The 19,646-nt window shown below is 35.9% G+C and carries 21 protein-coding genes; 2 read left to right on the top strand and 19 right to left on the bottom strand.

Annotated elements, in window-relative coordinates:
- Window positions 1-45 precede the first annotated feature (45 nt).
- The 7 genes from Q0R51_RS04195 to Q0R51_RS04165 all read right to left on the bottom strand — a co-directional run bounded on the left by Q0R51_RS04195 (window position 46) and on the right by Q0R51_RS04165 (window position 7,100).
- Window positions 46-621, bottom strand: coding sequence for a sigma-70 family RNA polymerase sigma factor (locus tag Q0R51_RS04195; protein ID WP_294756941.1), 576 nt, complete (start codon window positions 619-621; stop codon window positions 46-48).
- Between the two features lie 209 nt (window positions 622-830).
- Complete coding sequence (gene rlmB / locus Q0R51_RS04190) at window positions 831-1,586, bottom strand: 23S rRNA (guanosine(2251)-2'-O)-methyltransferase RlmB (RefSeq protein ID WP_294756939.1); 756 nt, start codon at window positions 1,584-1,586, stop codon at window positions 831-833.
- Window positions 1,573-2,016: a Mini-ribonuclease 3 gene (locus Q0R51_RS04185; RefSeq protein WP_046325289.1), complete on the bottom strand. Its 444-nt coding sequence runs from the start codon at window positions 2,014-2,016 to the stop codon at window positions 1,573-1,575. The genes rlmB and Q0R51_RS04185 overlap by 14 nt, the downstream gene beginning before the upstream one ends.
- Window positions 2,009-3,433: a cysteine--tRNA ligase gene (gene cysS, locus Q0R51_RS04180; RefSeq protein WP_294756936.1), complete on the bottom strand. Its 1,425-nt coding sequence runs from the start codon at window positions 3,431-3,433 to the stop codon at window positions 2,009-2,011. Before cysS ends, Q0R51_RS04185 begins: the two co-directional genes overlap by 8 nt.
- Window positions 3,434-3,597: 164 nt before the next feature.
- The gene (gene gltX, locus Q0R51_RS04175) at window positions 3,598-5,097 is read right to left on the bottom strand and encodes a glutamate--tRNA ligase (RefSeq protein ID WP_294756933.1); all 1,500 of its coding nucleotides are present in this window, start codon (window positions 5,095-5,097) and stop codon (window positions 3,598-3,600) included.
- A gap of 74 nt (window positions 5,098-5,171) precedes the next feature.
- Entirely contained in the window at window positions 5,172-6,548 is a 1,377-nt protein-coding gene (gene radA, locus Q0R51_RS04170; RefSeq protein WP_122052719.1) for a DNA repair protein RadA, read from the bottom strand.
- Window positions 6,549-7,100 carry a dUTP diphosphatase gene (locus Q0R51_RS04165; RefSeq protein ID WP_046325293.1) on the bottom strand — a complete coding sequence of 184 codons (552 nt, stop codon included), beginning with the start codon at window positions 7,098-7,100 and terminating at the stop codon, window positions 6,549-6,551.
- Between the two features lie 119 nt (window positions 7,101-7,219).
- Between Q0R51_RS04165 and Q0R51_RS04160 the strand changes: the two genes are divergently transcribed.
- Window positions 7,220-7,534 carry a hypothetical protein gene (locus Q0R51_RS04160; protein WP_122052720.1) on the top strand — a complete coding sequence of 105 codons (315 nt, stop codon included), beginning with the start codon at window positions 7,220-7,222 and terminating at the stop codon, window positions 7,532-7,534.
- A gap of 129 nt (window positions 7,535-7,663) precedes the next feature.
- Window positions 7,664-9,010, top strand: coding sequence for an aminopeptidase C (gene pepC, locus Q0R51_RS04155; protein ID WP_122052721.1), 1,347 nt, complete (start codon window positions 7,664-7,666; stop codon window positions 9,008-9,010).
- A gap of 115 nt (window positions 9,011-9,125) precedes the next feature.
- Here pepC and Q0R51_RS04150 read toward each other — a convergent pair whose 3' ends face one another.
- The 12 genes from Q0R51_RS04150 to Q0R51_RS04095 all read right to left on the bottom strand — a co-directional run bounded on the left by Q0R51_RS04150 (window position 9,126) and on the right by Q0R51_RS04095 (window position 19,587).
- Window positions 9,126-9,731 carry an ATP-binding cassette domain-containing protein gene (locus tag Q0R51_RS04150; protein ID WP_122052722.1) on the bottom strand — a complete coding sequence of 202 codons (606 nt, stop codon included), beginning with the start codon at window positions 9,729-9,731 and terminating at the stop codon, window positions 9,126-9,128.
- A 596-nt stretch (window positions 9,732-10,327) separates the two neighbouring features.
- Window positions 10,328-11,155, bottom strand: a complete 828-nt coding sequence (locus Q0R51_RS04145) for a hypothetical protein (protein WP_122052724.1) — start codon at window positions 11,153-11,155, stop codon at window positions 10,328-10,330.
- Between the two features lie 170 nt (window positions 11,156-11,325).
- Window positions 11,326-12,804, bottom strand: coding sequence for a UDP-glucose--hexose-1-phosphate uridylyltransferase (gene galT / locus Q0R51_RS04140; RefSeq protein ID WP_122052725.1), 1,479 nt, complete (start codon window positions 12,802-12,804; stop codon window positions 11,326-11,328).
- A 15-nt stretch (window positions 12,805-12,819) separates the two neighbouring features.
- The gene (locus tag Q0R51_RS04135) at window positions 12,820-13,983 is read right to left on the bottom strand and encodes a galactokinase (protein ID WP_122052726.1); all 1,164 of its coding nucleotides are present in this window, start codon (window positions 13,981-13,983) and stop codon (window positions 12,820-12,822) included.
- A 140-nt stretch (window positions 13,984-14,123) separates the two neighbouring features.
- Window positions 14,124-15,059, bottom strand: a complete 936-nt coding sequence (locus tag Q0R51_RS04130) for an AAA family ATPase (RefSeq protein WP_046325301.1) — start codon at window positions 15,057-15,059, stop codon at window positions 14,124-14,126.
- Between the two features lie 85 nt (window positions 15,060-15,144).
- Window positions 15,145-15,825 (bottom strand): 2,3-diphosphoglycerate-dependent phosphoglycerate mutase, encoded by a 681-nt coding sequence (locus tag Q0R51_RS04125; protein ID WP_122052727.1) that lies wholly within the window; start codon window positions 15,823-15,825, stop codon window positions 15,145-15,147.
- A gap of 1 nt (window position 15,826) precedes the next feature.
- Window positions 15,827-16,003, bottom strand: coding sequence for a hypothetical protein (locus Q0R51_RS04120; RefSeq protein ID WP_233558047.1), 177 nt, complete (start codon window positions 16,001-16,003; stop codon window positions 15,827-15,829).
- 17 nt (window positions 16,004-16,020) lie between these two features.
- The gene (locus Q0R51_RS04115; RefSeq protein ID WP_122052728.1) at window positions 16,021-16,902 is read right to left on the bottom strand and encodes a cation diffusion facilitator family transporter; all 882 of its coding nucleotides are present in this window, start codon (window positions 16,900-16,902) and stop codon (window positions 16,021-16,023) included.
- A 53-nt stretch (window positions 16,903-16,955) separates the two neighbouring features.
- Entirely contained in the window at window positions 16,956-17,636 is a 681-nt protein-coding gene (locus Q0R51_RS04110) for a histidine phosphatase family protein (protein WP_122052729.1), read from the bottom strand.
- A 34-nt stretch (window positions 17,637-17,670) separates the two neighbouring features.
- On the bottom strand, window positions 17,671-18,432 hold the full coding sequence (locus Q0R51_RS04105) for a sulfite exporter TauE/SafE family protein (protein ID WP_122052730.1): 762 nt from the start codon (window positions 18,430-18,432) through the stop codon (window positions 17,671-17,673).
- Between the two features lie 254 nt (window positions 18,433-18,686).
- Window positions 18,687-19,322, bottom strand: coding sequence for an SdpI family protein (locus tag Q0R51_RS04100; protein ID WP_158595206.1), 636 nt, complete (start codon window positions 19,320-19,322; stop codon window positions 18,687-18,689).
- Window positions 19,309-19,587, bottom strand: coding sequence for an autorepressor SdpR family transcription factor (locus Q0R51_RS04095; RefSeq protein ID WP_034980372.1), 279 nt, complete (start codon window positions 19,585-19,587; stop codon window positions 19,309-19,311). The genes Q0R51_RS04100 and Q0R51_RS04095 overlap by 14 nt, the downstream gene beginning before the upstream one ends.
- Window positions 19,588-19,646: the final 59 nt, after the last annotated feature.

Genomic DNA, 19,646 nt, shown 5'->3' with positions numbered 1-19,646 from the left:
CAAGTAAAATTATACCGCATTTTCTAAATGTATACTATAAAAATACTAATTGAGCAATGTTTGGCGCATTTTTTGGACAAGGCGCGAGCGCGCTCTCGCTAAAGTTAGCTGGCTGATCTTTAAATTGTTGATTACATCTTCTTGTTCCTTAATGCCTAATCCCACTAGCAGCGCATTAATTTCCAAATCAGATAATCTTGCGGTTAAAATTGCAATATTTTCACTTAAAGGTATTTCTGGTATGGAGGCAAAGGATTTATTTAGGGGTAAAATATGATTTTTCTTTGCCGTTTCTAAAGAAATTGATTGTTTCAACGCCTGTCTGCGATAAGCATTGTCATACCTAACCAAAGATCGCGCATGGTTGGTAAGCCTGGTCTTATAATAGCTGCTGAATTTTCCCTTATTTAAGTCAAAACTTGTTGCCGACTCATGACAAATAATCATTGCATCCTGCTCCCAATCCTGATTATCATAGTAGCGAACATGATACATACTCTTAATTTTATTAATCAAAGGTTTATAAAGCTGGCATAAATTTATTAGCGCCGCATCATCCCCTTCTTTAATTTGTCGAATTAATTCCGCCTCACTTTTAATTGCTTTTTCGGTATCCTTCATTTAATTTCTCCTTTTGGTAAATTTTTCTGAAGAATACAACAACCAAAATATCCTAAAAATCGAACTTAGGTTCAAATTCAGCAACTATTTTTTTGTGTTAACTTAGCCATGACAAAAAGTTAAATTTGTTAAAGCTGCATTAAACTTAAAAAAGTTTTTTAGAATTTTGCAATAAAAAAACACTCTGGTTAAACCAAAGTGTTAAGAAATTATGGGAGTGGATTTCTACTATTAAGCATCTGATAAAGCAAAACACCTGTGGCGACGCTGGCATTAAGTGATTGTACATGACCGACCATGGGTAAAGTCAACATCTGATCCATCTGCTCTTTAAGCAGTCGTGATATTCCTTTGCCTTCATTGCCGATTACCAAAACTGTTTTACCATTACTATTCCATTGACGATAATCTGTGCCTTTCATATCAGTACCAAAAAGCCAATAGCCTCGCTTTTTAAGCATCTTTGCAGTTTGTACAAGATTGTTTACCCGTGCTACTGGCACATAATCAATCGCACCAGTCGAAGTTTTGGCCACTACAGAAGTTAAACCGGTAGCTCTTCTTTTAGGAATGATAATTGCATCAACCCCAGTTGCATCGGCTGTTCTTAAAATAGAGCCTAAATTGTGCGGATCTTCAATTGAATCAAGCATTAATAAAAATGGATCCTCTTTGGTATTTGCAAATTGCTCTAATAATTGTTCCAAATTAGCATATTCGAAACTCGCAACTGTTAAAACTAGTCCTTGATGATTCTCACCCTGAACTAACTTATCCAATTTACTTTTAGGAACAGTTTGTATAATTAAGCCCTTTTGCTTAGCCAGAGCAAAAACCTCATTAGCAAAATTTTCCTTTATTCCTTGTTGCAAGAAAATTTTGTTAATGTGATCAGCATCTTGTGTTCTTAAATAATCCAGTCCAGCATGCCGGCCATAGACAAAATCCTTGTCACTTGAAGTCATACTTTTCAATGCCCCCATTCTCAATGGTTTTAATACACCACTCAGTTAATTCTTCAATGCGATTTCTTTTGTTTAAAAGTTCCAAGTAGCCCCAAACTGCCTCAAAACCTGTAGATAATTGGTAAGTGGCTAAACTGGTGTTTTTGGCTTTCGTATAAGTTTTTGAATTTCTTCCGCGATGAAAAGTTGCAATTTCATCTGCTGTCAGCAGATTATCTTCTTGCAGTTTGGTAATTAATGCTGCCTGTGCCTTAGCCGAAACATAATGGGTTGCCCGTCTTTGCAAAGATTGGGGTTTAACAATGCCACATTTGATGAGGTGACGCCTAATAAATATTTCATAAACAGCATCACCGAGATAAGCTAAAGTTTGCCCATTTAACGTTTCTGGATTAACATCATTTTCTATCATTATTTTAGTTTTACTCACGTAGCCACCTCGTTCCTTGCGGGGTATCTTCAACTGTGATGCCCATTTGCTTTAATTCATCACGCAGCGCATCGCTTTGTGCCCAATCTTTATTTTTACGTGCTTTTTCACGTTTTTTAATTAGTCGCAGAACTTGCTCATCCTCATTTTGATTTTCAGTGGTAATTAAGCGCTGTACATCTATTCCAAAAACAGCCAGCCAGCTTGTTAAAAGCTTAGCCGCTTTTTTAAGAGCACCTTTATCAGCATTTTTAGCATTAATATTAGCATTTATTTCTGGTAATAAATCGTAAATGGCAGTTAAAGCATTTTGCACATTAAAGTCATCGTCCATAGCTGTGACAAATTTTTGCTCAGTATCTTTAATTTTAGCGGCTAGAAATTCTGACTTTTCACTAGTTGAATCATCTTTTAGGCGGTATTCCAGGTTATTAAATGTATTTTTGAACCGCTGTAAAATAATTTGCGCCTGTTTTAGATTTTCCGCTGAATAGTTAATTTGTCTGCGATATTGAACGCTTGCCATAAAAAAGCGCAATACTTGTGGATCCACTTCTTGCAGTAAATCGTGGACAGTCACGAAATTGTGCAGTGACTTAGACATTTTTTCTGCATCTGCCCCGACTGTCACAAAACCATTGTGCATCCAGTAATGAACAAAGGTTTTTCCTGTTACAGCTTCACTTTGTGCAATTTCATTTTCGTGATGGGGAAATTCCAGGTCTTGGCCCCCACCATGAATATCAATGGTTTCTCCCAAATATTTAATAGCCATCACTGAACATTCTATGTGCCAACCAGGCCGACCCATTCCCCAAGGCGATTTCCAAGCTATTTCAGCTGAACTTTTTTGCTTTTTCCATAAGGCAAAATCAATCGGGTCTTTTTTTCGCTCTTGTTCTGCAGCATTAATATGCTTAGAAGCCCCTTCTTCAAGTTCGGAAATGTTTTGACTACTAAGTTGACCATAGTGCTTAAATTTCCGGGCATGATAATAGACATCCCCATCTGATTCATAGGCATATCCTTTATCAATTAGTTTTTGGATAAATTTGATAATCGCAGTGATTTCATGCGTAGCACGAGGATTTTTAGTAGCAGGCTCAACATTTAAAGCAGCAATATCTGCTAGGTAAGCTTTAATATATCTTGCAGCCAAATCAGGGACAGTCAGATGTTCAGTTTGAGCTTCAGCAATCATCTTGTCATCTACATCTGTAAAATTGGACACATAGTTAACCTTGAACCCACGAAATTCTAAATAACGTCTGATTGTGTCAAAAGCAATGACGCTTCTGGCATTACCAATATGAATGTAATTATATACCGTTGGTCCACAAACATACATTGTCACTTGTCCTGGGACTATCGGCTTAAATTCTTCCTTTGTATTAGTTAAAGTATTATAAATTTTCACAGCGGCTGACTTGCCTTTCTAAAATCTTATATTCTCATTTTACCAGAAACCGTGACAAATCCTAACAAGCAAAAGATTTAATCTTAATGTAGCCAAGTTTCTTTCAAATGTACACTAAAACAGCGTATTACTCATTCAATAACGGAATAATACGCTGCTTTTATTTACAAGCCATTTTCACTCATTTGTTTTAATGTTAAGTCCAGATGCTCTAATACACGTTTTTTGCCTAAGAGCTCCATCGCTTCGCCAATTCCTGGTCCTACCATTGACCTGGTAGTAGCAATTCGAATTGGCATAAACAAGCGTCTGCCCTTAATCCCAGTTGCTTGACGAGTTGCTTGTACCGCATTCATAATTTGCGGTGCAGTAAAACGGGGAATTAAATCAATTTGTTTTTTAAATTCCTCAATTACTGGTCTGGCTTCATCCTGACGAATTTCCGCAATTTCTTTTTCACTTAAATCTTTAGGTGCGTTGAAGAAGATCTTAGCCAAATCCACAATTTGTTTTGTATAAGACATTTGTACAGAATAAATATTAACCAATTGCCTTACCCATTCCATCTTTTCCGGATTGGGATCTTTTTCAACCAAACCAGCTTCCTGCAGATTGTTAAGTGCTAAATCCAAAAGAGTGTCCCGGTCAGCTTTCTTAATATACTGGTTGTTAATCCATTCCAGTTTTTTCTGGTCAAAAGCAGCAGGAGAATTTGACAAACGCGCAGGATCAAATTGCTTAATTAATTCTCGTTGACTGAAAATTTCACTTTCGCCTACCGGAGACCAGCCCAATAAAGTAATAAAGTTAAACATTGCATCAGGCAAATAGCCTAAATCTCTATATTGCTCAATGAATTGTAAAACTGATTCATCACGCTTAGAAAGTTTCTTACCAGTTTCAGAATTAATAATCAAAGTCATATGACCAAACTTTGGTGGCTCCCAGCCTAAAGCTTCATAAACTGCTAATTGTTTTGGGGTATTTGAAACGTGATCATCTCCCCGCAAAACATGAGTGATTTCCATCAGGTGATCATCAACAACAACAGCGAAGTTATAAGTTGGCATACCATCGCGCTTTTGAATGACAAAATCGCCACCAATGGTATCAGATTCGAAACTTAGATGTCCCTTAACAATATCATCCCAAGAATATGTTTCCATTTCAGGAATGTGGATACGAACAACCGGCTTTAAGCCCTTCTTTTCTGCTTCTTCTTGCTTTTGAGCAATTTCAGCAGCTGTCATGCCTTCATATTCGTAGGTATAGTGGGGCGCAATGCCCATTGCCCGCTGTTCTTCACGCTGCTCTTCCAATTCTTCTTCAGTTTTATAAGAATAATAGGCTTTACCCTCATCAATCAGCTGTTTAATATATTTATTGTAAATATCCTTACGCTCAGATTGACGGTATGGGCCATAAGCGCCACCTTTATCAGGACCTTCATCCCAATCGATGCCGAGCCAGTGCAGGTTTTCCATTTGCGACTCTGAGCCGCCTGCAACATTACGTTTCTGGTCCGTATCCTCAATTCTTAAAACAAAAGTTCCCTTATTATGCCGCGCGAATAAGTAATTAAATAGCGCAGTCCGTGCATTACCAATATGTAAATGCCCCGTTGGACTTGGGGCATATCTTACCCGAATTTTTTGTTTAGCCAAAATTCATGCCTCTTTCAAAAAGTAAATATAAACAATTTAAGTTTACGCGTAATAGTCAAAAAGTTCAATATTCGTTAGCCTAAAACCAGTTTTAATGCTTGCGGAATACTTGAAACCGGAATAATTTCAATATCGGCCTTTTTCAGGCTGGTATGCATATTATGTTTGGGAATAAAAATACGCTTAAACCCAGTTTTAGCTGCTTCCTTAATTCGCGCATCTATTTGATTAACTCGCCTTACTTCACCAGTTAAACCGACTTCGCCTACAAAACAATCTGTGGGCAAAATTTCCTGATTTTTATAGCTTGACGCGATAGCCATCACTACAGCCAAATCGACAGCGGGTTCGTTAAGGCGTATTCCACCGGTAGCTGTTAAATAGACGTCCTGATTTTGCAACATCAAGTTGCCTCGTTTTTCTAGAACAGCCAGCAATAATCCCGCACGATTATAGTCAATACCAGATGTAGTTCTTTTAGCATAGCCAAAAGCAGTGGGTGTAACTAATGCCTGAATCTCTGCCAAAATAGGACGAGTCCCTTCGAGTGAAACGACTATAGCAGACCCGGTTGACTTCGGTAAACGCTCATCCAAAAAAATAGCAGACGGGTTAGTAACTTCTTTTAAACCATTATTAACCATTTCAAACATGCCGATTTCATTAGCTGCGCCAAATCTGTTTTTAACGGAATGCAAAATACGGTAGGCATGGTGTTCATCACCTTCAAAATAAAGAACAGTGTCAACCATGTGCTCCAAAATTTTAGGGCCGGCAATTGCTCCTTCCTTTGTAACATGGCCGATAACAAAAACGGTAATAGCATCCATTTTGGCTATTTTCATTAACTCACTTGTAACTTCCCTTACTTGTGATGCTGAACCCGTCATTGAGTCTAAGCTAGGTTCATTCATAGTTTGAATTGAGTCAATGACAACAAAGTCAGGTGCTAAATCGGCAATTTGCTGGCGAATATCTTCCATATCAGTTTCTGGATAAAGCATCATATCATTAGCCGGCAGTCCCAAGCGATCTGCTCTTAACTTGATTTGATTAGCTGATTCTTCACCGGAAACGTACAATACTTTATATTTACCAGCTAGTTCGCTCATGATTTGCAACATTAAAGTCGACTTGCCAATTCCTGGATCACCACCGATTAAGACTAGGGATCCTGGCACAATTCCTCCACCTAAAACCCTGTTCAATTCTTCCATACTAGTCTGAATGCGTTCTTCTTTTTCAGCCTTAACGTTTTCCAGCTTAACCGGTTCACTTATTCCGGTTTTCTTGATCAAGCGACTAGGACTGCCTTTAGTTGAACGATTTTGCACCGCTTCAGTTTCCTTTTCAAACTGATTCCAGGCACCGCAATTAGGACAGCGTCCTAAATAGCTGGCAGAAATATAGCCACAAGAACGACATTTATACTTTGTTTTAAGTTTTGCCATTTAGCTTTCCTTCTTATTAGTTGAGCCAAAACCGCTTAGCCTTTGCCTGTCAATAGGCAAGTCATTGTCGGTTTTTAAATAATGCACAAAAATTCCCTGACCAATACGATCCCCCTTGTGAATCTGAATTGGTCTAACACCATAATTAATTAACTGCACGAAAATTTCACCTTCATTGTCATCATTATTGTAATAATCCGCATCGATGACGCCCACGCCATTTGGCAAAGAAAGATTTTTTTTAAAAGTATTTGAAGAGCGGTTAGCCAATATTAACACTTCATCTTCAGGCATATAAGCCTTTACACCTGTCGGAATCAAAAACGGCTTGAGCACATGTTCGGCCATTTCATAGTCTTGTTCGTATAGCTGATGACCATTACGAATTAACCGAAAAATACGCACAAAATTAAGCCGCCAAATACTGGGAATTAAAACGTCTTTTGCTGCTGCTAAATCATAGCCTGCGCTGGCAATTGTTTGTCTTCTAGGTAACGCCACATTTTTATTTTTATATTTAGATACAATTTCAAAGCCCCGAATTTTCTCCATGTTATCTCCTTTAAAAATCTTTAAACACTATTTTACATTAATTTACTGCTGTGTTTTAAAATCTTATATAATTAGTTTGGTAAAATTAGCTGAAATATTAAAGTTTGAAGGAAGAATAAATGTTTAACTTAGATAACCCTCACCAATTTTTTCGCGAAGATGATGATAATGGCGAAACTATTTGCAGCTGGACCATGGATAAAATTAAGCGCAAAGACGCTGCTGTCTGGATAATGAACCATTTCTTTATCAACCCCAAAATAGACAGTAACAAGATTTTACACAAACAAATGGCAACAGTAATGTTTATTGCTCAAGAATCTCACTTACCTGTTTGGCCACTTGATCCTTTAGTTATTAAATACTTTGAGAAGCATTCGGAATTTCATTCGATCTGGTATCATAAGCCAAATCCAGCAAACAAAAATATATAAACATTTCAGATTAAATAGGTAAAGCAAAAGCAAATATATTTTTAACAATAATTAAATTTTCAAAGATAGACTACTTTATTTAGTTAGGCTAAAATAGTATTAGTTTGTTTAAGGAGGATTTTAATATAAATGACAAAAGAAATTACAAGTGCAGCCATTGATAAATTTACAAAAGACTTATCAAATCATGCTGGAATTAATATTGCCAGTCATGCTGCTCAAGAAAACGGCATTTTTAAGGCAAGTCAAAATTTGCAATCAAAAATTGATTTAACACCTACTTTTTCCGTAGAGATTGATACCGGTAAACCTGCTGATCAAAAGCAGTCTGGTCGCTGCTGGATGTTTTCTGCATTAAATACTATGCGTCACCCATTGCAAAAAGAATATAAGATTAAGGATTTTGAATTATCCCAAAATTACACTAATTTTTGGGACAAATTTGAAAAATCAAACTTCTTCTTTGAAAATGTTATTTCGTCAGCAAAGAAACCGCTCGGTGACCGTAAAGTCAGCTTCCTGTTCGCAACCCCGCAACAAGATGGTGGTCAATGGGACATGTTATGTGGATTAGTTGAAAAGTATGGTATTGTTCCTAAGTCTGTTTATCCAGAAACTGCCAATTCGAACAATTCTGGCGCTTTAAACGATACTTTAAACACTCTGTTGCGCAAAGATGGCTTAGAACTACGTGCTTTAGTCAACGCAGGTAAGTCAGAAGACGAGATTGAGCAACGCAAAAATGAATTTTTAAACGATGTTTTCCGCATTTTAGCTATTTCATTAGGCGTACCACCAAAGAAATTTGACTTTGAATATAAAGATGATGAAGGTAATTACCACCGTGAAGCCGGTATTACTCCTAAAGAATTCTTTGATAGATTTGTAGGCATGAACTTGGAAGATCATGTTTCACTCATTAACTCTCCTACTGATGACAAGCCATATCACCAAGTCTTTTCAGTTGAATACTTAGGTAATGTTGTTGGCGGCAGACAAGTACGTCACCTTAACGTCAAAATTTCTGAAATGAAAGACTTGATTATTAAACAACTGAAAGCCGGAGAAGTTGTTTGGTTTGGTTCAAATGTTGGTAAGGATTCAGAAAGACAGCTAGGCTTGCTTGATACCAATATTTACAAACGTGATGAATTATTTGACGTTGATTTTTCAATGTCTAAGGGTGATAAACTTGATTCTAGCGAAAGCATGATGGATCATGCTATGGTTATTACCGGTGTCGACTTAGTAGATGATAAGCCAACTAAGTGGAAGATTGAAAATTCATGGGGAGAAAAGCCAGGCTTTAAGGGCTATTTTGTAATGAGTGACTCATGGTTTGACCAATTTGTCTACCAAGCAGTTATTAACAAGAAATTCTTACCTGATGATTTAAGAACAGCCTTTGATGAAGGAGCTAAAGATCCGATTCAATTATTACCATGGGATCCAATGGGCGCTTTGGCTTTTAAATAAAGTTATTATTTCCGTTCAAAAAGTTAAATATTAAAAAGCATTGAGAAATTTGGTGGTTATATCACCTAGCAGTTTTCCCAATGCTTTTTTATACACTTTGAATAAGTACTTAAAGCTATTTTTGCTTTTCTCGCAGTATTCCCTTCTTCAATACAAATTGACGATCATATTTAAGCTCATTAATTTGATCATGGCTGGCAACCACTATAATTTTATTTTGCTGTCTTAATTTTTTAAGCATAGCTACAAATAAGCCAATACTCTCTTGATCAATTCCACGTGTCGGCTCATCAAGCAAAATAATATTTTGGTTTTCCATCACAGCCTGGATGATGCCCACCTTTTGCCTCATACCAACAGAATACTTGACTATGGGTTCCGGATTGTCAGGATCAAGCATAAAGTACTGTAGTAAATCCCTAACTTCTTTCTCATTAAAGCGCTTGTTAAGATTAGCCAGAAAATGAAGGTTAGACATGGCTGACTCATATTCCAAAAAATTGGGATTTTCAATTAATGCCCCAACAATATCATTTTCATCCAGCTTAATTTCACCGCTGTCAGCCTTTAACAAGCCGGTAATAATCTTAAAAATGGTAGACTTTCCAGAACCGTTAATACCTGAAATATGAATTAGTTCTCCTGGCTTAGCTGTCAAAGATACGCTTTTTAAAACCAGCTTCTGACCAAATGACTTTTTTATCTGCTTAAGCTCTAACATTATTTCTCCTTAAAAGCCACCATAAATTTCATGGATAGCCCGATATAACTCGTCATACACGGGACTATAATTTATTAAAATATTTTTTTCTATATAGTAGTGATAAATTAAATCTATGATTATCGCCATTAGCAATAATAAATAAGGGCTATGCCAGTTATAGCCACCGACTAACAGCCAAAGTAGAAGCAAAAAAACCAGGACATGTAGTAGTATGAGTTCAATGCCCACAATTGGATTACCAAATTTAAATAAAGGGTAATCAGTAAAAAAATACGGAACAAAAAGACCTAATACAAAAATTAAACAATAAATTGTAGCCAGTACTATTAAGTACATGATCATCGACTTATTCTTTTTTCGCACCGTCACAAACACGTTGATGTTACGAAAAGTAAGTATCTGCTTATAAAATAGCAAGAGGACCGCTGGCTGCAAATACAGTGATACCATGTGAAAATTGAGGTATTCGTTTGGCAATTCCATGGTTTCCGGTGAACCTGTTTTTATAAGTATAATGCTTCCCATTAGTCCTATAAAAAATACGATAAAACCATTTAAAACAAGTCTAAGAGATATTCGCTTTAAGCGCATAATTAGCCCAGCTTTCTTTTCTGCTGCCACAGTTTGATTAAGTAAGCAGCAAATAACAGATAAAGCAATGCAACCAAAACAAAAAGCAAATATGAATTAATCGGTGGCAAGCGAGATCCTAACGCAAACTGTCCCGGTGCAAGTACAGCAAATGGAAACCACAAATACGAGAGGAAGAGCAAAAATTCATTGCCAAGCCGCGATATTATGATCGACAATAAGGTTAAACCCATCCCTACACACGGTCCTAAAACTAGGTAAATACTATTTTTTGATACAAAAAGACCAATACTGAAAATTAAAATAGCAAAAATACCCCAGCCTATAGCGGCTAAGGTAACGTATGAACATAAGTCGATTAGCTGGTTAGTAGAAAAATATCCTGGTCTGGCACCAATGTATAATTCTATAGGTCTGGTTTTAAAGAAAAATGGATAATAAAATAAATTAATTAATGCTAACTGGTAAAAATTAGTTAATAAAGAAAATACCACCCCAATAATAAAGGAGTTAATAATCCCTGCTTTGATAAAGCCATGATATCCGACTCTTTGCTGGACAGCGCTAAACATATTATTATTTTTAAAATAGATTAAGAGACCGGCTCCAAAGATAGGTACCAAGGCCAACAAAATAACTAAATTTATAATATTTTCGTTCCAACCATTCGGTTGAATTGAAAAGAAAAGCATAACAGAAATTTCAACTGCTTTGCCCTTTAATGGTATTAATCCTGCTTCAGATTTAGCGGCTATAAAAAACTGCCAGGTAATCAAAAGAAAATAAATAATTAGAAAAATAAGAATAAATTTTTGGGTTCGTTTTAGCATTAGCAGAAGTCCTCTTAACAAATATATCTTTGAATAACTATATCATGTATAATATCAATTATAAACTAAAATAGTATGAAAAAAAGTTAAAAAAAAACTAATTTTCCCCTATTAAAAAATGCTCTTATTGTTGCCTTTATTCATATGATTACTTAAATAAAATTAAAAACTTAACATAGACCTACTTTCTTAACAAAACGCATAAAAGCTGCTTTGCCCTCTAAAGTTTGTTTGAAAACTCCTGCGTCTTCCAAAACGCGAGCAAAAACAAGACCTAGTTCTTTTTGCAGAATTTGATCTACATTTGCATTAGTGACTTCATACTTACGGCTAATTTCCTTAGCCCACTCAAGATGCATAGGTGCAATACTGTTAGGCTGGTTAAGCAAAAATTTTTTAACCTCAAGCAACTCTGGCTTCAAACGCGGCGGAAAAATTGCTAATCCCATTACTTCAATTAAGCCGATATTTTCTTTTTTAATGTGTTGTACATCAGCATGGGGATGAAAAATTCCATCAGGATATTTATCTGAAGTTTGATTGTCTCTTAGAACTAAATCAAGTTCATAAGTTTGTCCATGTAATCGAGCAATTGGAGTAATAGTATGGTGAGGTATACTGTTAGTAAATGCCCGAACTGCTACTTTTTCATCACTATAATCACGCCAGTTTATTAAAATTTTATTTGCTAATTTGATTAAGTTATTTTTATTCAGACCGCGTAAACGGATCACAGACATAGGCCACTTGACAATACCCGCCTTGACATCATCAAATCCCTTAAAGTTAAGTTCTTTAACAATTGGTGCTTTCTCCATCGGAAAGCGATGCTTGCCCCCCTGATAATGTTCGTGCGCTAAAATTGAACCGCCTACGATTGGCAAATCCGCATTGCTACCAACAAAATAGCCCGGAAATTTAGCCACAATTTCCAGCAAATTGGCAAAAGTTTGTTTATTGATTACCATTAGCTCATGCTTTGGCGCTAAGAAAATGCAGTGCTCATTAAAATATGCATAAGGAGAATATTGAAAGCCCCAGGTTTCATCTCCTAAATGAAAGCGAATGATACGGTGATTGGTGCGCGCAGGATAATTTATATGACCAAGGTAACCCTCATTCTCCATACATAATTGGCACTTTGGATATGATTTTACTTTGGCATTTTTAGCTGCAGCAATTTCTTTAGGATCTTTTTCCGGTTTGGAAAGATTAATCGTAATTTCTAGATCGCCATATTTACTTGCAGCTGTAAAATAAATATTTTTTGCAATAGCTCTAGTTTTAATATAATCACTATCTTTACCCATTTGGTAAAAATCAGCTATCGCTTTTTGTGGTGAGCTCTCATAAGTTTGCCAAAAGTCGTGGTTAACAATGCTTGGTCTGGGGACAATCAAATTCATTAATTGTGCATCAAGTACATCCCGAGCGGAATTATTAGCTGGGCACTTTCCTGAATTTTGAGCAGCTTGAATCAACTCGTCTTTAAGATCCAGTAGATCTTCCTTATTGGTTGTTACTTTTCTGACTTCATCACCAACAAGGGCCAAAATTCTATTTCTCAAATAAATACGATCAAGTTCAGTAAAATCGCTGTGGGCAATAACTTGCGTAATAAAATTATCAATTAGATTCGTTTTATCCATCTCAACTTTCCAACATTATAAAACTTTTGTACCATCAGCAGTGTCTGCAATATAAAATGAAGGTAAATAGCCAATTTCTTCTTGATAAATATCAGCGACATTTTTTTCAAAAGCTTCAACTTTATTTTTGGCAACTAAAGCTATTGCACAGCCACCAAAACCGGCACCAGTCATTCTTGCACCTAAAACTCCAGGCTGTTTCCAGGCAGTATGAACCAATGTATCAAGTTCTTTACCCGTCACTTCATAGTCATACTCTAAAGAGACGTGTGAAGCATTCATTAAGTGACCAAATTCATTTAAATCACCCTTTTGCAGTGCTTTTTCAGCGTTTAATGTGCGTTCATTTTCCCAGACTGCGTGACGGCAGCGTTTCAGCAGGTTTTTTGTTGGCAAAAGATAACTATTCTCATCAAAAGTTAAATTATCCAATTCACCAAGCGACTGAATTGACAGTTTCTCCTGCAAAAAGTGCAGTCCCTTTTCACATTCTGCTCTACGTTCATTATATTTTGAATCTGCTAAGGTCCTCTTCTTGTTCGTATTCATAATAACAATGACATTATCTTTCAAGTCAAGTGGTACCAGCTCAGACTCTACCTTTTCAGTATCAAGCAGAATGGCGTGATCTTTTTTACTCATAGCAACTGCATATTGATCCATAATGCCAGAATTGACGCCAATAAAGTCATTTTCGGTTTTGACTCCCAGCTTGACGATTTCTAACTTAGAAAAAGTTAGTTTAAACTGATCCTGCAATAAAATGCCAATTAACATTTCTAAGGCTGCAGACGAAGATAATCCGGCACCATCAGGAATATTGCCATTAATATAAATATTAAGACCATGATCAATCTTTGCCCCATCTTCGAGCATAAAATGAAGCATCCCTTTTGCGTAGTTTGCCCATGAATCTTCCTTTGCAAACTGCAGCTGGCGCATATCAGTTTCTACTACGCCCATATCGGCAAAATTAGCAGAATAAAAGCAAAATCTTTCATCAGTCCGCGGACTGGCTGCACCATAAATTCCTAAAGATATTGCACAAGGGAACACATGACCTCCATTATAATCTGTGTGCTCACCAATTAAGTTAATTCTACCAGGCGAAAAATAACAGCTGATTGGTTCTTGGTGATAAATTTTACTAAATTCTTGCTTGAGTTCTTTAATTTTCATTTGTATCCATTTCCTTTTAAAAGCGCTATCAACATACTGACAATTAAATTATACTTCATTATAATTTACCAGCAAGGCTTGAAAAGGAATTCTCAATATTAAAAAAGAGTTTCGTTTGGTCGAAACTCTTTTCAAGGCTATTACCAAATATGTAATAATCTATCCGGATGTAATTTACATAAATTAAACTGGTGCACATGCTGCGGCCGGCTTTGGGGAAATTGCTCCAAAAAATCAGCCGGATTAGCTAGTCCCGTAGAATATGACCAAACACTTTTAACCTTTTTAATAGGATCAAGCATTTCATTTCTAACCGGATAAGCAGAAATCAAAAAATGTTTGTGATGAAATTTAAATACAAAAAACGGTAAGCGAAACTGATTGACAACTTCATCCTTGGTTTTCCCAATCGTAACTACATTACGATATGTACCATACTTTTCTGTAAATAAATCATTAAAAGAAAAATAAAAATTGGAAATATGCACATGAGGAAAGTTCTCTTCTGTAACTTTATCAGGAATTGCGATGACGTGAGCAAAATGATCCAAATTACTTTCCTTTTGCGATAATGCTTTACCTAACTGATTAGGGCTTATCACATGCGCCCACTCAGGCACATCAAAGTTATCTTGATATGATAAAAACATTTCCCTAATCACATTAGGCTTAACCCAATCATACTGTCTGCGAATTTCATTACGATTCAATAAATTTCGCAAAGTTTTATGATACATTAAATCAACGACAAATAACTCATAATGATAACGCTCGACCCAGGGTTGATAATGTTCGATGTTTTCCGTAAAAATATGCGTACTATCTACAATAACTGTTTCGCCACGTTTCATTTTTTCTTCTACGAGGTAATCCACCACTTTTTCCGTTTGCTCGTTTGCATAACGGGGAATAACTTGATGTAAGCAATCTGTTTCTTCTTCATAATAATAGGTTAGATTCGCCAATAACAATCTGATCTGATCACGACTAATTGCATATGGCTGTAAGTGATGACGAGAAATAAATGAAGATTTACCGGAGCCGGGTGCGCCTCGTAATAAAAATATTTTACGCATGCCTCTACTCCAAACTAAAAATGTAAAATTTAAATGATATCGTATTAAATTTTAACATATAATTGCAGAAATCCTTACTATTGAACTAAAAGCTGCGTAAAATCTTTTTATCAATAATTTTTAAATGTTGATCAAAAGTATAAATTATGGGCTCTGCATTTGGCACCTCAAGCTTGATAATATCGTGATCATTGATATTCTCCAATTTTTTAATTAGTGCGCGCAAACTTGAACCATGAGCCACGACTAATTGATCCTCACCCATTTTTAACCTGGTGGCTACATTATCTTGATAATAAGGTAACACTCTCTTTTGTGTTTGATAAAGACTTTCAGCTCTTGGCAAGAGGTGAATGTCACAACTGGCATAGCGTCTTGAAATCACTTTTTCACCCAAAGGAGGAACAGCGTAAAAGCCACGTCGCCATTCTAACACTTGCTGTTTACCAAATATTCTGCGTGACTCATCTTTATTTATTCCACGCAATTTGCCATAATGTCTTTCGTTTAAACGCCAAGTCTTAGTAACAGGTAAATATAAAAAATGACAAATATCAGCTACTATATTAGCTGTCACAATTGCCCGAGTTAAAACAGAAGTATGGATATGAGTAGGCTTAAAATCGGTAATTTCTCTAATCAAATTGCCGGCGGATTCTGCTTGTTTTCGTCCTTTAACAGTTAAACCAACATCGTTCCAGCCTGTATATACATTAGACTTATTGGCTGTACTTTCACCATGTCTTAACAATACCAACTTAACCATTTTACTTTACCCAGTGCATTATGATTAAAATCAAACCGCTAATAGTAAAAATGATGCCTAATATCATAAAAGGAGTTACTCCTCGATTATGATTGCGGTACCGTCTGTTATAAGCATAGGCAATATCATATAAGCCGACTATCAAAACGATAACAGCAGTAAAAATACTGATTTTCAAAATTATCTTTCTCCTACTTACTCTCGATCAGTTACAATCATTTTATCATTTTTTCCGCGTTCACATTCAACTTGAAAATTAATATGGTTAATACCTAATTTTTGCAATTTTGCACTAATTTTTTGAGTCAGTAATTCAAACTTTCTAGCAGTCAAATCAGGATCAACATTAACGTGCGCATCAAGCATGATATAACGATCGCTATAACGCCACAGATGTACATGATGAATGTTTTTTATTTCTGGAAACGATAAAACAATTCTATTAACTTCTTCCAGGTCAATATCGGGATTGGATTCCATTAAGACATTTGCTGCTTTGGCTGTTATTTCACAAGCTTCATGAAACACAAAAACTGAAACCAGTAAGGTCATTAACGGATCAATCCAGCTAATATGCCAGTAGTAAATAAAAATGGCACCTATTACCACTGCTACGCTTGAAAGAGCATCACTCAGCATATGCATAAATGTAGAGCGCACATTTAAATTCTGCTCGCTACCTTGATTCATCACGAGCATTGAAATTACATTTGACACGAGTCCAATAATGGCAACGATAAGCATAACGCCACCACTAATTTTGGTAGGTGTCCAAAATCTTTCAATCGCTTCAATAAATAGGACGATACTGATTAATATTAAGATAATACCATTGGTAAAAGCAGCCAAAGTTTCAGCCCGCTCATAACCAAAAGTTTTGTTCCTATTATTGCGCCTATTGCTGATAATGTGAGCTACAAACGAAATAATTATTGCACCAACATCGCTGAGATTATGAACTGCGTCTGATAATAAGGATAAAGACCCCGAAACAAATCCACCAATAAATTCAGCGGCCGTAATAACAACATTCAACCCAGTTACATACGCAAATTTTTTTGTAGTGTGATCCTTCATAAATTTCCTTTCAATGCCTAAGGGCGAAAAAAGTCCTACTTTTAAGCAGGACTTTACATATCTTCAGCATTTATATTATAATCTATAATTTCAAAATTGCCATCTTCACGAAGTATTCCCCGAGTTACACTACCATTATTGGGAAAATTAATATCATGAAGACCGTCACTCTGGTTCCAATACTTAATTGCCAGAGTTTTTAAAAAATCACCATGGGAGACTAACAAAACTCTCTTCTCATTTTTAGTTAGTTCATGAAGAACATTGATAGCTCGCACCATTCGTTCGTCCAGCTCTTTTTTATTTTCAGCTAAATGACGTGGATCGGCCTTTTTGGTTGCTTCGCGAAACTCATAAATACCAACTTGATTGATAATTTTAGTTACATCTGTCTGTGGTCCAACACCTGCTGCTAGTGCAACCTGTCTCCATGTGTCCTCAATATCATCACCTTCAAAGGAGCCAAAAAATACTTCTCGAAATTCAGGTAATTTTTTAATTTTACCGATTTCTGAAACTTGATTGGCATCTTTCATCAAGTGAACTGTATCAATTGCACGTTTTAAATCAGAAGAATACATATTGTCAAAACGAACTTGACTTAAAGCTCGCGCAGTAATCTTCAGATCATTAATTCCTTTAACCGTTAAGGGAGAATCACACCATCCTTGAACCTTGTTTAACTGATTAAACATTGTTTCGCCGTGGCGGACAAAATAAATTTCTGTTGCCAATTTGCATTCTCCTTCCTTTATAACGTGTTTTAAACTATAACATATATGCTTTGTAAAAGAAATACCCAGCTTGAATAAAAGCTAAAGTTGCAATAAAGATGCGGATATATTTGGCCGGAACCTTGCGCAAAATGTCCATCCCCAAATAACCACCAATGAACATGCCGATAGCAAGAGGAATGGCCTGCAGCCAATATATTCGCGAGGTAAAAATAAAAACAATTAGTGCTACCAGATTAGCCAGGCCGCAGATGACATTTTTGATTGCATTAACGACAATAAACTTTTCATCAGTAATATATGTTAATAAAACTAGCACAATTACTCCACCAGCTGCTCCAAAATACCCAGTGTAGATGCCCATCCCTAATAATGCAACAATATAAAAAATCTCCTGCCAAAGTGGTCTTTTATGCGGTTCTAAACTATGATGCTTACCTGAAACAATTACCATAACACCAGAGCCAGCAATAAAAATTGGTACCACTTTTTCAAAAACACTAGATGGAAAAGCTAACAATAAACGACAGCCAATTAAAGAACCTACAACCGTAAATATCGAGTAAAAGGCAACTTGGTGCCAATGTCCTTTAAGTTCCTTTGTCGAAGAAATAGTAGAACCAATACTAGTCCAAATCAAGGCAGCATCATTTGTGACGTTGGCGTAAACTGGTGGAATACCAACTGCTAGTAATACCGGATATGAAGCAAGAGAAGCCATTGAAGCTACTGACGACAACAACCCACTGGCCACGCCTCCAATTAAGATAAAAATCACTGAAAAAATAGCTGCCATTCAAATTAGCTCCCTTTTAAAAGTTAATTTCTATTATAATGCTCTTGCAAAATAATTTAAGCAGGTATTTTAATTCTGACCAATTATCTATTTAATAATGAAGTTTGATTTAACAAATTAGTCTCTAACTAATAATTACTGAAACATTATAGTTTTTGCACGCAAAAAGAATTAACTTTAGTCGATAATAAAGCCAATTCTTCTCTAAAATAAATATTTTGTTTTAAATTCATCTCTCAGTTTCTTAAGTTACTTTAATATCCTTTCTTACTCAACAGATACGAGTAACAAGTTGGAATCAAAATAACTATAATAGTGACGGATATAACCGTCCAATACATTTCCCAATAAGAAGTTAGAAGCAGAATAATGCCGCTGATAAAAAAGATCCATCCGGCAAATCTGTGTGTTTTACGCCAATTTTCCGTATTATTCAAAGTCCATGGTAATTTAATGCCAACGACATGATTGGGACTTACTTTAGGCAGATAATTACCAAAAATAATAAAGAACAGTCCCAAAAAAGCACTAAGCATAAAGGAGCCTTTTACTTTATGACCCAGTGCATAGGCATAAAGTGACAGATTTACGATATTAGTAATAACAGGAACAAGCCAAAGGGTAATATTAACTATCTTAAAATCAAGATTTTTGGTTTCTTTTTGATTGTGTAATATAAAAAAAACCATTACTTGAAGCATAATTCCCAAAAAAGGCAGACCAATAATAACCCATAATTTATTGCTAAAAGCATTTGGCATATCAGTCATCCCAAAGTGTGTGGCCATTTTTTGCGGCAAACGATTATATAAAAATGCTCCGGTCAAAATTGGAAATAAGATTAGCAGAAGCGAGATTAATTCTGTTAGACGAATACTATTCTTTTTCATCATGATCTCCTTTCAGATCAACCAACCAACCCATAATTTCTTCTATAATAGAAGTATTTAGCGAATAATAAATAAAGTTTTTTTCGTGTTCCTCTTCAATTAAATCAGCCTTTTTCAGCATATTAAGGTGGTAGGAAATAGTAGCTTTAGTCATATTAAAATGATTAGCAATATCTCCTGCCGACATTGGTCCATTTTTTAAAAGCTGCAATATTTTGCGGCGCACTGGATCTGACAAGGCCTTAAAACTAGACTCAAAGCTCACATTAGTTTCCTTTCTATTTAGACAAATATCTAATTAGATATTTGTCTAAATAGTATCAC

Origin of the sequence: uncultured Lactobacillus sp. (assembly GCF_946477725.1) — a bacterium.
Classification (GTDB): domain Bacteria; phylum Bacillota; class Bacilli; order Lactobacillales; family Lactobacillaceae; genus Lactobacillus.
This window is presented reverse-complemented; position numbering and strand designations above follow the sequence as displayed.

Coding starts and splice junctions, on each gene's coding strand:
- Q0R51_RS04195 (WP_294756941.1), bottom strand. CDS start 621: ATGAAGGATACCGAAAAAGCAATTAAAAGTGAGGCGGAATTAATTCGA.
- rlmB (WP_294756939.1), bottom strand. CDS start 1,586: ATGACTTCAAGTGACAAGGATTTTGTCTATGGCCGGCATGCTGGACTG.
- radA (WP_122052719.1), bottom strand. CDS start 6,548: ATGGCAAAACTTAAAACAAAGTATAAATGTCGTTCTTGTGGCTATATT.
- Q0R51_RS04165 (WP_046325293.1), bottom strand. CDS start 7,100: ATGGAGAAAATTCGGGGCTTTGAAATTGTATCTAAATATAAAAATAAA.
- Q0R51_RS04160 (WP_122052720.1), top strand. CDS start 7,220: ATGTTTAACTTAGATAACCCTCACCAATTTTTTCGCGAAGATGATGAT.
- pepC (WP_122052721.1), top strand. CDS start 7,664: ATGACAAAAGAAATTACAAGTGCAGCCATTGATAAATTTACAAAAGAC.
- Q0R51_RS04150 (WP_122052722.1), bottom strand. CDS start 9,731: ATGTTAGAGCTTAAGCAGATAAAAAAGTCATTTGGTCAGAAGCTGGTT.
- Q0R51_RS04145 (WP_122052724.1), bottom strand. CDS start 11,155: ATGCTAAAACGAACCCAAAAATTTATTCTTATTTTTCTAATTATTTAT.
- galT (WP_122052725.1), bottom strand. CDS start 12,804: ATGGATAAAACGAATCTAATTGATAATTTTATTACGCAAGTTATTGCC.
- Q0R51_RS04135 (WP_122052726.1), bottom strand. CDS start 13,983: ATGAAAATTAAAGAACTCAAGCAAGAATTTAGTAAAATTTATCACCAA.
- Q0R51_RS04130 (WP_046325301.1), bottom strand. CDS start 15,059: ATGCGTAAAATATTTTTATTACGAGGCGCACCCGGCTCCGGTAAATCT.
- Q0R51_RS04125 (WP_122052727.1), bottom strand. CDS start 15,825: ATGGTTAAGTTGGTATTGTTAAGACATGGTGAAAGTACAGCCAATAAG.
- Q0R51_RS04115 (WP_122052728.1), bottom strand. CDS start 16,902: ATGAAGGATCACACTACAAAAAAATTTGCGTATGTAACTGGGTTGAAT.
- Q0R51_RS04105 (WP_122052730.1), bottom strand. CDS start 18,432: ATGGCAGCTATTTTTTCAGTGATTTTTATCTTAATTGGAGGCGTGGCC.
- Q0R51_RS04100 (WP_158595206.1), bottom strand. CDS start 19,322: ATGAAAAAGAATAGTATTCGTCTAACAGAATTAATCTCGCTTCTGCTA.